Origin of the sequence: Pseudomonas sp. RW409 (assembly GCF_003184125.1) — a bacterium.
Classification (GTDB): domain Bacteria; phylum Pseudomonadota; class Gammaproteobacteria; order Pseudomonadales; family Pseudomonadaceae; genus Aquipseudomonas; species Aquipseudomonas chlororaphis_I.
The window spans coordinates 285,603-300,276 of sequence record NZ_QHHP01000007.1; the positions used below are offsets into that span (position 1 = coordinate 285,603).

General features: G+C 64.9%; 11 protein-coding genes. 6 read left to right on the forward strand and 5 right to left on the reverse strand.

Features of this window, described 5'->3' with window-relative positions; all coding sequences use genetic code 11:
- Window positions 1-1,434 (reverse strand): AarF/ABC1/UbiB kinase family protein (locus tag DK261_RS08475; protein ID WP_110175579.1); only part of this gene is annotated, 1,434 nt, incomplete at its 3' end.
- 280 nt (window positions 1,435-1,714) lie between these two features.
- Here DK261_RS08475 and DK261_RS08480 point away from each other — a divergent pair.
- Window positions 1,715-2,311 carry a LemA family protein gene (locus tag DK261_RS08480; RefSeq protein WP_009048388.1) on the forward strand — a complete coding sequence of 199 codons (597 nt, stop codon included), beginning with the start codon at window positions 1,715-1,717 and terminating at the stop codon, window positions 2,309-2,311.
- A gap of 24 nt (window positions 2,312-2,335) precedes the next feature.
- Window positions 2,336-4,288 (forward strand): M48 family metallopeptidase, encoded by a 1,953-nt coding sequence (locus DK261_RS08485; RefSeq protein ID WP_110175561.1) that lies wholly within the window; start codon window positions 2,336-2,338, stop codon window positions 4,286-4,288.
- A 52-nt stretch (window positions 4,289-4,340) separates the two neighbouring features.
- Here the strand turns inward: DK261_RS08485 and DK261_RS08490 are convergent, their stop codons facing one another.
- From DK261_RS08490 to DK261_RS08505, 4 genes are all read right to left on the reverse strand, one after another.
- Complete coding sequence (locus tag DK261_RS08490; protein ID WP_110175562.1) at window positions 4,341-5,594, reverse strand: OprD family porin; 1,254 nt, start codon at window positions 5,592-5,594, stop codon at window positions 4,341-4,343.
- 100 nt (window positions 5,595-5,694) lie between these two features.
- Entirely contained in the window at window positions 5,695-6,999 is a 1,305-nt protein-coding gene (locus DK261_RS08495; protein WP_009048385.1) for a CitMHS family transporter, read from the reverse strand.
- A 127-nt stretch (window positions 7,000-7,126) separates the two neighbouring features.
- The gene (dctA, locus tag DK261_RS08500; protein ID WP_016702814.1) at window positions 7,127-8,449 is read right to left on the reverse strand and encodes a C4-dicarboxylate transporter DctA; all 1,323 of its coding nucleotides are present in this window, start codon (window positions 8,447-8,449) and stop codon (window positions 7,127-7,129) included.
- A gap of 45 nt (window positions 8,450-8,494) precedes the next feature.
- Window positions 8,495-9,571, reverse strand: coding sequence for a 4-oxalomesaconate tautomerase (locus DK261_RS08505; protein ID WP_009048383.1), 1,077 nt, complete (start codon window positions 9,569-9,571; stop codon window positions 8,495-8,497).
- Between the two features lie 168 nt (window positions 9,572-9,739).
- Between DK261_RS08505 and DK261_RS08510 the strand changes: the two genes are divergently transcribed.
- From DK261_RS08510 to DK261_RS08525, 4 genes are all read left to right on the forward strand, one after another.
- Complete coding sequence (locus DK261_RS08510) at window positions 9,740-10,630, forward strand: LysR family transcriptional regulator (protein WP_009048382.1); 891 nt, start codon at window positions 9,740-9,742, stop codon at window positions 10,628-10,630.
- 219 nt (window positions 10,631-10,849) lie between these two features.
- A complete protein-coding gene (locus DK261_RS08515) occupies window positions 10,850-12,673 on the forward strand; it encodes a monovalent cation:proton antiporter-2 (CPA2) family protein (protein ID WP_110175563.1) in 1,824 nt (607 codons plus the stop codon).
- A 191-nt stretch (window positions 12,674-12,864) separates the two neighbouring features.
- Window positions 12,865-13,968, forward strand: a complete 1,104-nt coding sequence (locus DK261_RS08520; protein WP_110175564.1) for a DNA alkylation repair protein — start codon at window positions 12,865-12,867, stop codon at window positions 13,966-13,968.
- Between the two features lie 17 nt (window positions 13,969-13,985).
- Complete coding sequence (locus DK261_RS08525; protein WP_038631608.1) at window positions 13,986-14,381, forward strand: SgcJ/EcaC family oxidoreductase; 396 nt, start codon at window positions 13,986-13,988, stop codon at window positions 14,379-14,381.
- Window positions 14,382-14,674: the final 293 nt, after the last annotated feature.

The following is a 14,674-nucleotide window of genomic DNA, read 5'->3' on the forward strand; positions in this document are numbered from 1 at the left end:
CGGCATGTCGAGGCGCAGGTCGACCACGCCGTGTTTCAGGCGGTTGATCAGCAGACGGGTCAACTGTGGCAGTTCGACGGCGACGCCTCGGCCCAGCTCCAGGCCGTCGAGGCCCAGGCGGCGGGCGAGTTTCCAGCTGAACTGCTGCTTGAGCATCTGGCTGATGGCCGGGCGCGCGGTGGCCACCAGGTCCAGTTGCGGGTCGAGACGGGTGAGCACGCCATCGGCGGTGATCAGCGCCTTGAACAGCACCAGCAGGTCAGCCGGCAGCAACAGTTGGTATGCGCGCATCAGGCCGAGGAAGTCCTCGATCATCGCACTCATGTTCAGCGCCTTGCCGCCGTGCCGGCCCATGAATTCCCGCGCAGCCTGTTCGATGGCGGACAGGTCGCGCACCTGCTCGCCGCTCCAGTCGATCAGCACCGCCACCAGCGCTTCGGTACTGCCCTCGGTCATGGCCCGCATAAAGCCCATGACCTCCAGGCGCCGGCGCTCGTCGAGGCGCCCGACCATGCCGAAGTCGATAAAGCCGACGCGGTTGTCGTCCATGGCCCGCAGGTTGCCGGGGTGCGGGTCGCCGTGGAACAGGCCGTCTTCCAGCAGCATCTTGATAAAGGCCTGGGCCCCGCGCTGCGCCAGCAGGCTCGGGTCCAGGCCTTGCTCGATCAGGGCCTGGCGTTCCAGTGGTGTATGGCTGGGGAGGAATTCCTGGACCAGCAGGCGCTCGCTGCTGTGCAGCCAATGGATACGCGGAATGGCGATCTGCGGATGCTCGGCGAAATTCGCCGCCACGGTGTCGCAGTGCTGGCCTTCCTGGGTGAAGTCCAGTTCTTCAAGCATCGCCCGGGCCAGTTGCCGGACCATCTGCCGCGGCTGGTAATGAGCCAGGGCGGCGTTCTCTTCCACCAGCATCGCCACGCCTTCCAGCAGTTGCAGGTCGGCGCTCATCTTGCGCCGCAGGCCGGGGCGCTGCACCTTGACCACCACCGCCTCGCCGCTGAGCAGGCGCGCGCGATAAACCTGGGCGATAGAGGCCGCGGCCAGGGGCTCGGTGTCGAACTCGGCGAACACCTGGGCCAGCTCGCAGCCCAGGTCGTCGCGTACCTGGTCCTCCAGCTCGCTCCAGGGCAAGGTCGCGGCGCTGCTGTGCAACGACTCCAGTTCGCTGATCCAGTGCGGCGGCAGGATATCGCTGCGGCTGGCGAGGATCTGCCCGAGCTTGATAAAGGTCGGCCCGAGTTTTTCCAGGGCCAGGCGCACCCGTTGCGGCGTCGAGTCCTGCGGCTGCGTTTCAGTACCGGCTTGCGACTCGCCCAGCAGGCGCCCAAGGCCCAGGCGCAGCAGCACATCCTGGGCACCGAAGGCCGCGAGCACGGCGACTATCTGATGCACCCGCTTATGGTGTTTGAGTGCCGTCCAGGTGGGTTCGAGCATGGTCGGGATGATCCTTCACAAGGTGACGCCCGCGGCGTGGCCGGCGGGCTCAAGGTTGGGTGGCGCGCCTGCCGGGGACTCCGGGATCGACGACGAGCCATGCAAGGTCCGACCACAACGAGCGGCAATCATTCAGAACGCGGCAGCGCCGATTGCACGCGCCTCCTCGTCCGAGGTGCTGCCGAAGACCGCATGCCGGCGGTTGCCCATGGCGGCGCCCGCGATAAATTCGGTTACCATGGCGCCCCCCTGAAATCCGCACGCCGATAAGGACATCCGTATGGCTGTTTCAACTATTGTGGTTCTGCTCGTTCTGGCCCTGCTGGTGGTCTACGTCATCACCGTCTACAACGGCCTGGTGGCCCGCCGGAACCGCTTCAAGAACGCCTTCGCGCAGATCGAAGTCCAGCTCAAGCGCCGTTACGACCTGATCCCCAACCTGGTGGAAACCGCCAAGGCTTACCTCAAGCACGAGCGCGACACCCTCGAAGCCGTGACCGCGGCGCGCAACGCCGCGCTGGCGGGTCTCAAGGCTGTCGCGGCCGAGCCCGGCAACCCGCAGCACATGGCCCAGCTGGGCCAGGCCGAAGGCGCGCTGTCCAGCGCCATGGGCCGGCTGAACCTGAGCATGGAGGCCTACCCGGACCTCAAGGCGTCGCAGAACATGCAACAGCTGAGCGAAGAACTGACCAGCACCGAAAACAAAGTGTCCTTTGCCCGCCAGGCCTTCAACGACACGGTGATGGATTACAACAGCTACAAGCAGAGTTTCCCGCCGGTGATCCTGGCCGGCCTGTTCGGCCATGGCGCCGACGCCAGCCTGCTGCAATTCGCCGACAGCGCCCTGATCCAGGAAGCCCCCAAGGTCGCCTTCTAAGCCCCTGTCACCCTGGATGGTCCGATGAATTTTTTTGAACACCAGGCCCGGGCCAAACGGCGTACCGGCACCCTGGTGCTGCTGATGATCCTGGCCGTGCTGTGCCTGGTGACGGTCACCAGCCTGGCGCTGAACCTGCTCTGGCTGCAATTTCTCAAGGAGATGAAGCAGTCGCCGAGCTTCGACTGGCAACTGACCGCGATGATCGCCGCGGTGGTGTTCCTGGTGGTGATCGGCAGCAGCATGGGCAAGCATTCCGAACTGAAAGCCGGCGGCAAGGTGGTCGCCAAGCGCCTGGGTGGCCGGCTGATCAACCTGCACCCGGACGGCCTGGAAGAACAACGGCTGCTCAATGTGGTCGAGGAAATGGCCCTGGCCTCGGGCACGCCGGTACCGCAGGTGTACGTGCTGCCCGATGCCGGGATCAATGCATTCGCCGCCGGCTTTACCCCACAGGAAGCGGTGATCGGGGTCACCCGCGGCGCCATCATGGTGTTCAACCGTGAGGAACTGCAGGCGGTGATCGCCCATGAGTTCAGCCATATCTACAACGGCGACATGCGCCTCAACACCCGGCTGGTGGCGATTGTCCACGGCATCCTGGTTATCGGCTTGACCGGCGAGGCAATGGCCAACGGGGTCAACCAGGCCGGCCGGCTGGCACAGAACCGGGTCGGCGGGCTGGCGATGTGGAGTGGCCTGGCGCTGATCCTGCTGGGCTCGGTCGGGACCTTTTTCGGCAATATGATCAAGGGCGCCATCAGCCGCGAGCGCGAGTTCCTCGCCGATGCCTCGGCGGTGCAGTTCACCCGCAATCCGGCCGGCCTGGTCGGCGCGCTGAAAAAAATCGGCGGTTATGCCGCCAGCTCGAAACTCGACAGCGCTTTCAGCTCTGAATACAGCCACCTGTATTTCAGTGAAGGGGCCACCCTCTCCGTCTACGGCCAGTCCGCGACCCATCCGCCCCTCTCGGCGCGGATCCGCCGCCTGGAACCCGGTTGGGACGGCCGCTTGCCCACCGTCGAAGCCGTCGAACTACCGGCCGAGCCCACCCGCGCCGGCCTGGACAGTTCCGGGGAGTTCAGCCGCCAGTCGCAAGCGACCAGCGCCCTGGTCTTCGACCTGAATGCGATCAAGCAGTCGATTGCCAGCATCGGCAGCCCGAACGCGCAACATCTGCTGGCGGCACAAGCGGCGCTGGTCAGCCTCGACCCGGCGCTCCAGCGCAGCGCCCACAGCACCACCGGCGCCCAGGCGCTGGTCTATGGCCTGCTGCTGTCCGCCAACGATTCGATACGCCGCCGGCAACTCGCGCAGCTGGAGGCCAACAGCCCCACCGAGGTCTTCGGTTGCCTGCAAGCCCTGCAAAAACAGCTGGCGGCCCTCGACCCGAACCTGCGCCTGCCGCTGCTCGACCTGTCGATTCCGGCCCTGCAGCAGCTGGACAAGAAAGCCTGCAAGCCGTTCATGGACAACCTGCGACAACTGATCGACGCCGACGACCAGGTCGAGCTGCTGGAGTGGACGCTGCTGCGCATCGTGCAGCGCAATGTCGAAGGCCTGCCGGCGCCCGAATACAAATGGGGGCTGTTCCAGCGCAGCGAAGAACTGGCGATCCTGCTCGGCGCCCTGGCCAGCGCCGGGCAAAAGACCGCGCAGCAGGCCCAGCTGGCCCTGGCCCATGCCTGGACCGGCCTGCCCTTCGCCCAGCCGCAACCGGCGCAGGTCGACCTCGAACACCTGGATGCCGCCCTGGTGCGCCTGCGCCAGCTGATGCCCGAGGAACGGCCGACGCTGCTGCAGGCCATGGCCCGTTGCGTCTGCTACGACGGCCAGGTCACCGTGGCCGAAGCCGAGCTGATGCGTGCCGTGGCCGATGTGCTGGATTGCCCGATGCCACCGCTGCTGTCCTCGGCAGTCGCCGAACCCGTGTCTTCCCCGGCATCTGCCAGCGCCCCCCAGACCGCCACGCTCTGAGTACCGGTCAAGCATGCCTGCCCAGCGCCAGCCTGGGCAGGCACCGCCATCCTTACCAGAGCGCGATCTCGTAGGTGAAATAGAGGCGGTTGCTGTCGCGTCCCCGGGCGAATTCGGAACGGTACACGTAGTTGCGCAGCTTCACCCCCAGCCCCTTGAAGCGGCCTTGCTGCACCACATAGGCCAGTTCGGCATCGCGCTCCCATTCCTTGATCGCCGTGTTCGAGCGGCCGTCGCTGCCGCTCAGGTAGCGGGTGGAAAACGCCAGCCCCGGCACCCCGAGCGCGGCGAAGTTGTAGCCGTAGCTGAGCATCCAGGTTTTCTCGTCTTCCTCGATGAACTTGCCAATGCCCACGTTGCTGAATGAGTACACCGTGGCGCCGCTGATGTAAGGCAACCCGGCATCCCCGTTGAGCACCTGGTAGCCGCCGCCCAGGGTATGGCCGGCAATGGCATAGGACAGCAGGCCGCTGAGCATATCGTTGTCGATGTTGCCGCCGTAGGCCGAACCGCTGTCGCTGCTGTGGAAGTAACGCAAGTCACTGGTCAGTACGCCGGCGCCCAGCTTCAGGTCGTGCTGGATACCGGCGAAGTGCTGCCGGTAGAAGTTCTCGAGCTCGCCGTAGAAGTAGCTCAAACGCAGGTTCTTGCCGAGCTTGTAGTCGCCCCCGGCATAGGTGAAGTCCCCGGACTTGTCGCCGGCATAACCGTCCGCAACGATCGGCACGCTGTCGCTGGAATCGCGCAGCTTGAAGCGATCCAGCCGGCCAGCGGTGAGCGTCAGGTTGTCGATGTCGCTGCTGGTGAGCTGCGTGCCCTGGTAGGTCTGCGGCAGCAGGCGCGCGTCGTTGTAGATCAGCACCGGGTTCCTGGGCAGCAAGGTGCCGTACTTGAGCGTGGTCCCGGCCAGCCTGGCCTTGGCCGTGACACCGGCACTGGCGAACGCGTCGGCGGCGCGGCCGTCGTCATGCACCGGCAACAAGCCGGTACCGCTGCGGCCCCGTCCCGAGTCGAGCTTGACCCCGACCAGGGCCAGCCCGTCGACGCCCAGGCCGAGGGTGCCGGGGGTGAAACCCGACTGGAAATCCAGCAGCAGGCCCTGGGCCCACTCCGTGCGCTCGCTCTTGGCCGTGCGTGCCGCCCGGGCACTCAGGCCATGCTCGTCACGGAAGTTCTCATTGAAATAGACATTGCGCAGTTGCAGCTTGAGCGTGCTGTCGTCGCCGAAGCCTGCCGCATCAACGGTTGTCAGCGGCAACAGCGCGGCCAGGGGCAGCAACGCCCCACGGGTGATCGAAAGGGTCATATCGGACTACTCATTGTTGTTATTCGAGGTGTTGCGCGCGCCACGCCCGTGGCGCGCCGGGGAACCCTTGGTGGTTCAGGGATGGCCCAGGAGAACGGGCTCAGGAAAACAGGGTCAGCGCGCCGGTCAGCAGGGCCAGGGCGGTAATCACCAGGGAGGTCAGCACCGCCCATTTGACGGTGGCTCTCTGGAAGTCGCCGATGTCGCGATCGACCATGCCCACCAGCAGCAGGGTCGAGGCCACCAGCGGGCTCATCAGGTGCACCGGCTGGCCGAGGATCGAGGCCCGGGCGATTTCCAGCGGATCGATGCCATAGGCCGCCGCGGCATTGGCGAGGATCGGCACCACGCCGAAGTAGTAGGCATCGTTGGACAGCACGAAGGTCAGCGGCATGCTGGTGATGGCCACCACCAGCGGGAACAGGTGCCCCCACGACGGCGGGATCCACTCCACCAGGGTCTGTGCCAGGGCATCGACCATCTTGGTTCCGGAGAAGATCCCGGCAAAGATGCCAGCGGCGAACACCAGCAGCACCACCGTCATGGCATTACCCGAATGGGCGAGGATCCGCTCTTTCTGCAGCTCCAGCTGCGGGTAGTTGATCATCAGCGCCAGCACGAAGCCGATCAGGAACAGGATCGCCGAATGCATCAGCCCCATCACCAGCGCCACCATCACCGCCACCACCAGCATCAGGTTGACGTAGGCCAGCTTCGGTCGCTTGCAGGGTGTGTCCTCGACTATGGCCTTGATGTAGCAGTTGCCTCCACCGCTCTGCAGTTGAGTGTTGCCGATGCGCTTGCGCTCGGCGCGGCCCAGCAGAAAGGCGCTGAACACCACCCAGGCCGCACCGCCGATCATGGTCGGCAGCAACGGCACGAAGTACTCGCCGGCATCCAGCCCGAGGGCGGCAATGGCCCGGGTGGCCGGACCGCCCCAGGGGGTCATGCCGCTCATGATGCTCAGGGAGAGCATGGCGATGGTGGCAAGGATCATCGGGTTCATGCCGATGCGCTTGTACAGCGGCAGCATCGCCGCGCAGGTGATCATGTAGGTGGTGGTGCCGTCACCGTCCAGGGCCACCAGCAGCGACAGCAACGCGGTGCCGACGGCGATCTTCACCGGGTCGCCGTTGACCCGCTTGAGGATCTTGCGGATCAGCGGGTCGAACAGGCCCGCGTCGATCATCAGGCCGAAGAACAGAATCGCAAACAGCAGCAGCGCCGCGGAGGGGGCGACCATTTTCAGGCCGTCGAGCATCATTTTTCCGGTGCTGCCGGCAAATCCGCCAATCACCGCGAAGACGATCGGCACCAGGGTCAGGGCAACGATCGGGGACAAGCGCTTGGTCATGATCAGGAACGTGAACACGACCACCATGGCCAGGCCGAGTAATGCAAGCATGTGGGATTCTCTTGTTGTTATGGACAAGCATGGCCGACGCCCAGGCGCACGGCCCCCTTACCCGCCAGGCGGAGCCTGGCGAGGGTTGCAACCGGGTCGAACGGTGTTGTGAGGGCGCCGCGAACGGCTAGAGGTGTTTGCCGGTCTGCACCGGCTCCCAGGCTTCGTCACTGGCCTGGGTATTATTCGCCGCCTGGCCATCCAGGGCCTGCAGCAGCACCTGGCGTTCGCAGGCGTTTTCCGACAGCGAGATCACGACCGTGGCCACGGCATTGCTGGCCAGGCTGGTGAGCGCCCGGGCCTCGGACATGAAGCGATCGATGCCGATCAACAGCGCCAGCCCCGCCAAGGGGATGTCGTGGATTACCGTCAGGGTCGAGGCCAGCGCGACGAAGCCGCTGCCGGTGACACCCGCCGCGCCCTTGGACGACAGCAGCATGATCGCCAGCATCGTCAGCACCTGCCCCAGGCTCAAGTCGATGTTGCAGGCCTGGGCAATGAAAATCGCCGCCAGCGACAGGTAGATGGCCGTGCCGTCGAGGTTGAACGAGTAGCCGGTGGGCAGTACCAGGCCCACCACGCCCTTCTTGCAACCCAGCGCCTGGAGCTTTTCCAGCATGCGTGGCATCACCGGCTCGGTGGACGAGGTACCCAGCACCACCAGGAATTCTTCACGCAGGTAGCGCAACAGCTTCCACAGGCTGAACCCGTGGGCGCGACAAAGGCCGCCCAGCACCACGAAGACGAAGAATCCACAGGCGATGTAGAGGGTCATGATCAGCTTGGCCAGGGCGCCCAGGGAGGTAATGCCGTACTGGCCGACCGTGAAGGCCAGCGCGCCGAACGCTCCGATCGGGGCAAAGCGCATCAGGTAGGAGAAGATCTTGAACACCATGTGCGAGGCGGCTTCCAGCACATCCAGCACCGGCTTGCCGCGCTCGCCCAGGGACGACAGGGCAAAGCCGCAGAGCACTGCGATGAACAAGACCGGCAGCACCTCACCCTTGTTGAAGGCGCCGATAAAGGTCTCGGGAATGATGTGCATGAAAAACTCCACCACACCCAGCTTGGCCGCTGACTCGGTGTACTGCGACAGGCCCTGGGTACTCAGCTGGGTGGGGTCGATGTTCATCCCCGCGCCGGGCTTGAACAGGTAGACCGCCACCAGGCCGATGATCAGGCTGATCACCGTCAACGCCAGGAACAGCAGCAAGGTCTTGCTCAGGAGGCGCCCCAGGGAGCGCTTGTCGTTCATCCCGGCGATCCCGGTGACGATGGTGCAGAACACCACCGGCGCGATCATCATCTTGACCAGCCTGATGAAGGCATCGCCCAGGGGCTTGAGGGCAATGGCCTGCTGGGCCCAGAAGTGCCCGACCACCACGCCCAGCAGCACGGCACAGATGATCTGGAAGTAGAGCGATTTAACGACTTTCATGGCATCACCCATTTTTAGAATTGTTCTGATGCGAACGACTGTCACTGCGGTGCAGGACTATCCGGCCAGGCGTTGTGACGCCGGGGCGTAGACGAAACCGGAGAACAGCCTTCGCGCGGTGCGAACCACCGAGGCGCGAATGGTCTCTCCCTGGTTGCCGGTGTAGGACAATACGACATCGATCCCGCCACTGGGGTGCTCCAGGCGCACTTGCTTCAGTTGCGTGGCTCCGCCCAGCAGTTCGGCGGCGACACTGCCCGCGCTGACACAGGCGGTGGCCAGGCCGATGGAGCCGGTGATAGCCAGCGCGCGATGGCAACTGTGGGGCATGAAATAGCGCACCTGCAAGGTTCCGCCCGCCTTGGCCGGGGAAACCAACACCGGTTTGGGAATCACCTTGTCACTGACGTCGCCCAGTCCCATGGCCAGGCCGGCCTGCAAGCGCAAGGACTCCAGCCGCTCCAGAAAGGCTTTGTCGGCGTCCAGCTCGGCGGGAGACTCATCGCCGCGCTTGCCCAATTGCCCTGCCTCGACGATCAGCATCGGCATGGCCATGTCGATGCAAGTCACCGGTACGCCATCGATCAGGTCCAGGGTGTTCCCGGTGGGAAAGAGTTTGCCGGTCTTGCTGCCCGCGGCGTCGAGGAACGTCAGTTGCACAGGAGCGGCGGTGCCGGGCACGCCATCGATGGCGGTATCGCCTTCGTAGCTGACCTTGCCCGCCGGCGTCTGCACCAGGGAGTGGACGAAGGTGCCGGTATTGAGATTGCGGATCCGCACCTGGGTCTGCTCGCCAGTGGCCTTGACCAGGCCTTGCTCGACGGCGAAGGGGCCGACCGCGCACAGCATGTTGCCGCAGTTGGGCGCCGTATCGACCCGGCGCTGGGACACCATCACCTGCACGAACAGGTAGTCGACATCGGCCTCGGGGTGCAGCGACGGGCTGACGATCGCGACCTTGCTGGTCTGCGGACTGCCACCGCCAATGCCGTCGATTTCCAGCTCATGCCCCGAGCCCATCAGGTCAAGCAGCAGCTCATCGCGCTGCTCGATGGACACCGGCAGATCCCAGGCGAGAAACACCGGTCCCTTGGAGGTACCGCCGCGCATGAGCACACAAGGAATTCGTTGCATGGACATAGACTCTTGTTAATCAATCGGGTTAATTGATGTTCTGGGCACAAGAGTGTCAGGGAACGAACGATGTTTCCAATGCAAAGATCGTAGCGATTATTGCGTTTCACACATGAAAATTCTAAAGTGGCAGCGCCTGCCTTCCTGCCCTCGCCTGAGACGAAAAACATGGAATATGAGCTCCAGGACATAAGATCCTTCGTGAAAATCGCCGAACTCGGCAGTTTCCATGAAGCCGCCGATGCCCTGCACTTGTCCCAACCGGCCCTGAGCCGCCGGATCAAGAAGCTGGAGGAAGGCCTGGGCACCGCCCTGCTCGACCGAACCACGCGCAAGGTCAGCCTGACCAGCGTCGGCCGGGACTTCCTGCCCAAGGCCCGGCGCCTGCTGGATGACTTCGACGATTCGATCCTCAATATCCGCGAACTGGCGGAACGGCAGATCGGCCAGGTGACCCTGGCCTGCATTCCCACCGCGGCCTTCTACTTCCTGCCGTCGGTGATCCGCCTTTATAACGAGCGCTACCCGAAAATCCGCATCCGCCTGCTCGACCTCAGCGCCAACGAAGGGCTGGAAGCGGTGCTGCGCGGCGAGGCGGACTTCGGTATCAACATGATGAGCGGCCAGCACCCGGACATCGAGTTCGTGCCCCTGGTCAACGAACCTTTCGTACTGGCGTGCCGGCGTGACCATGAGCTGGCGAAAAAGACCTCAGTCACCTGGTCGGAACTCAGTGATTACCGGCTGATCGGCGTCGGCCGCCTGAGCGGCAACCGCATGCTGCTGGACCACGCCCTGTCCGGCCTGAGCTGGCGTCCCCAGTGGTTCTACGAGGTGCAACACCTGTCCACCTCGCTGGGCATGGTCGAGGCCGGGCTCGGCGTGTCGGCCATGCCCAGCCTGGCCATGCCCGCGGCCGACCACCCGACCCTGGTGAGCATTCCGTTGAGCGAACCGGTGGTCAACCGCACCCTGGGCCTGGTCTACCGGCGCGGCGCCTCGCTGTCGCCCGCCGCGGAAAAGTTCGTGTCGATCCTGCTCGAGCAGTGGCCGCATTGACGGTTCGTGGCGCAGGCAAGCCAATGTGGAATAGCACGAACACCTGAAACCTGCGCCTGACAACCTGCGGCGTATCGGCCATTAACGGCTGACTGCGCCGGGCCCAGACTTTATGCTGCACAGCCATCCCCCCATGGAACCTGCGGGCCAAACGGTTGCCTGAGGCGCAGCCGTTTTTTCCGTGCACCACCCAATACCCGTTTTCCCAGGAGTAAGCCCATGCCCCATGAAGGCAACCTGTTGCAAGCCGCTGTCGTGTTCCTGTTCGCGGCGGTGCTGACCGTCCCCCTGGCCAAGCGCCTGCAACTGGGGGCCGTGCTTGGCTACCTGCTGGCCGGGGTGATCATCGGCCCGGCGGTGCTGGGGCTGGTGGGCAACCCGCAGAGCATCAGCCATGTGTCGGAGCTGGGCGTGGTGTTGCTGCTGTTCATCATCGGCCTGGAGCTGTCGCCACGGCGCTTGTGGGTGATGCGTAAATCGGTGTTCGGCGTCGGCCTGGCCCAGGTGCTGCTGACCGGGGTGGTGATCGGCTGCGTGGCCCTGTTCCTGTTTGGCCAGCCGCTGAACAGCGCCATCGTGCTCGGCCTGGGCCTGGCGTTGTCGTCCACCGCCTTCGGCCTGCAAAGCCTGGCCGAACGCAAGGAGCTGACCAGCCCCCACGGGCGCCTGGCCTTCGCCATCCTGCTGTTCCAGGACATCGCGGCGATTCCGTTGATCGCCATGGTCCCGGTACTGGCCGGGGTCGACCACAACACCAGCAGCGCCGAAGACCTGCGCCATGGCCTGCAAGTGCTGGGCAGCATCGCCGTGGTGGTGATTGGCGGTCGCTACCTGTTGCGCCCGGTGTTCCGCGTGGTGGCGCGCACCGGCCTGCCGGAAGTGTCCACCGCCACCGCCTTGCTGGTGGTGATCGGTACCGCCTGGCTGATGGACATGGTGGGCGTGTCCATGGCCCTCGGTGCCTTCCTCGCCGGCCTGCTGCTGGCGGACTCGGAATACCGCCACGAACTGGAAGCGCAGATCGAACCCTTCAAGGGCCTGCTGCTGGGGCTGTTTTTCATCAGCGTCGGCATGGGCGCCAATATCGGCCTGCTGTTCAGTGCGCCGATCGCGGTGCTGGGCCTGACCCTGCTGCTGATCGCCATCAAGCTGCCGCTGCTGTTCGTGGTCGGACGCCTGGCCGGTGGCCTGGGGCGCTTGAGCGCGGTGCGCCTGGGCGTGGTGCTGGCGGCCGGCGGTGAATTCGCTTTCGTGGTGTTCAAGATCGGCCGCGACCAGGGCCTGTTCGAGGCGCGTCTGTATGACCTGCTGGTGCTGACCATCACCCTGTCCATGGCCCTGACCCCACTGCTGCTCCTGGCCTGCGCGCGCTTCTTGCAGCCCAAGGCCAAGCCCGTGGAGATGCCCGCCGAGTACCGCGAGATCGAAACCGACGCGCCACGGGTGGTGATCGCCGGCATGGGCCGGATGGGCCAGATCGTCGCGCGGATCCTGCGGGCGCAGAAGATCCCCTTCGTGGCCCTCGACACCTCGGTCGACACCATCGAGCTGACCCGCAGCTTCGGCGGCATGCCGGTGTTCTACGGCGACCCGATGCGTGCGGAAATCCTCAAGGCGGCCAAGGTCGGCGAGGCGGAATATTTCGTGATCGCCACCGACGACCCGCAGACCAACATCAACACCGCCGCGGTGGTGCGCAAGCTCTACCCGCACATCAAGATCATCGCCCGCGCCCGTAACCGCCAGCACGTGCACAAGCTGGTGGACCTGGGTGCCGAGGCGGTGCGGGAAACCTATTACTCGAGCCTGGAAATGAGCCGCAAGGCGCTGATCGGCCTGGGCCTGACCCACGCCCAGGCCGACTCGCGGATCAAGCGCTTCACCGCCCACGACGAACAGGTGCTCGAAGCCCAGCACGCGATCTACGACGACCACGCCAAGATCCTGCAATCGGCCCAGGAAGCCCGGGCCGAACTGGCGCGGCTGTTCGAGGCGGATGCCCAGGACGAGCAGGCCGAAGGCGTGTTGCCGCCACCGCGCTGAGCATCGAGCTATGCGGTGCGGCTGAGATCTTTCGCGAGCAAGCTCGCTCCTACAGAGAAGCACCACGATCCCTGTAGGAGCGAGCTTGCTCGCGATGGCGTCGGGCCTGACTCCATCCCCTGGGCTCCTGACACCATCTGTCAGTCAGTTGCGCTACAGTGCTCGACGCCCCGTCCCGAATGGATACGCCGATGACCGCAGCCAGCCCCAGCGCCCCCGCCCTCAAGGAAATCTTCAACGTCGAACGCCTGGAACACATCGCCCGGGAAATGCTCGCGGTGTACCCGGCGTTCGACCACCGCGGCTTTCTCGCCCAGGCGAAACAGGGCCTCGCTGACCTCTCGGTGATGCAACGCCTGGCGCGGGTCAGCGAAAGCCTGCAGGCGGTACTGCCGGCGGATTACGAGGCCAACCTCGCACGGCTGTACGACCTGGCCCCGCGCCTGAACAGCCGCTTCGTCTGCATGTTCCTGCCGCACTATGTGGCCAGCTACGGCGGGCACGCCTTCGAGCGCTCGATGCAGGCGCTCAAGTATTTCACCGCTTTCGGCTCCTCGGAGTTCGCCATCCGCCCGTTCCTCGCCAATGACCTGCCGCGCACCCTGGCGGTGATGCGGGACTGGGCCCGGGACGACAACGAACATGTGCGCCGCCTGGCCAGCGAAGGCAGCCGCCCGCGCCTGCCCTGGTCGTTCCGCCTGGAGCGGATCCAGGCCGACCCGAGCCTGGCGGCGCCAATCCTCGAACGCCTCAAGGCCGACCCCAGCCTGTATGTGCGCAAGTCGGTGGCCAATCACCTCAACGACATCACCAAGGACCATCCCGACTGGGTCCTGGCGCTGATCGAAGGCTGGTCCCTGGACAACCCGCACACCGCCTGGATCGCCCGCCACGCCTTGCGCAGCCTGATCAAGCAGGGCAATCGCCGGGCGCTGGCGATCGTCGGCGCCGGCCAGGCGCCGCAGGTGAAGTTGCAGGGGCTGCGGGTCGAGCCGGCGGTGATCCGCCTGGGGGAACGGATCAACCTGTCCTTTGCCCTGGAGTCCACCGCCGACGCCAGCCAGCGCCTGGTGGTGGATTACGCCATCGACTACGTCAAGGCCTCGGGCGGCACCAGCGCCAAGGTGTTCAAGCTCAAGGCCTTCACCCTGCCCGCCAAGGCCCGGGAACAGCTCGGCCGCGCCCAGCACATCCGCGAACTGACCACCCGCCGCCACTATCCCGGGCGTCATGAGCTGCATATCCTGGTCAACGGCGAGCGCCTGGGCAGCACGGCGTTCGAGATCCACAACTGAAACCGCAAGGAGCGACCATGCAGCCCCATCCGCTGAAAACCCTGATCGAAGCCGCCGACCGCGCGATCACCGCCGAAGACTTCGACGGCCTGATGGACTTCTACGCCGAGGACGCCACGCTGGTGGTCAAGCCGGGCCTGGAAGCCCGGGGCAAGGAACAGATCCGCCGGGCCTTCGTGGCCATCGCCGAACACTTCAACCACAGCATGGTGGTCCGGCAAGGCGCAATGCAGGTCATCGAAGGCGCCGGCACCGCGCTGGTGATCATGCACACCCTGCTCGACACCCTGGACCGCGACGGCATCGCCAGCACCCTGGAACGGCGCGCCACCTATGTCTTTCGCCATGAGCCGTCGGGCGCCTGGCGCTGTGTGATCGACAACTCCTACGGCACCGACCTGCTCGACGGCTGAGCCCGCGGGCGGCGATCTCGTAACAAATTGTTTCGCAAAATCAGCCGAGCGACTTCTTGCGAAAACAACGGAAAACCACCTGGAAGCGTTCAGCTTGCAGATATGGCTTTGCGCCATATCTGCGGGGACGAAAACCCTGTTTCGAGGAAAAATTCCAGCGCCGCGAACGCCCTCTCCCGCTGTCCAACGATCTCGACTGATCCGAATAAACCGCTCTATCTCGGGCCTTACAGCCGACACTAATTGTCAGACAATGCTGTAAATCCGTATTGCGATAAATTATCATTTGGCGC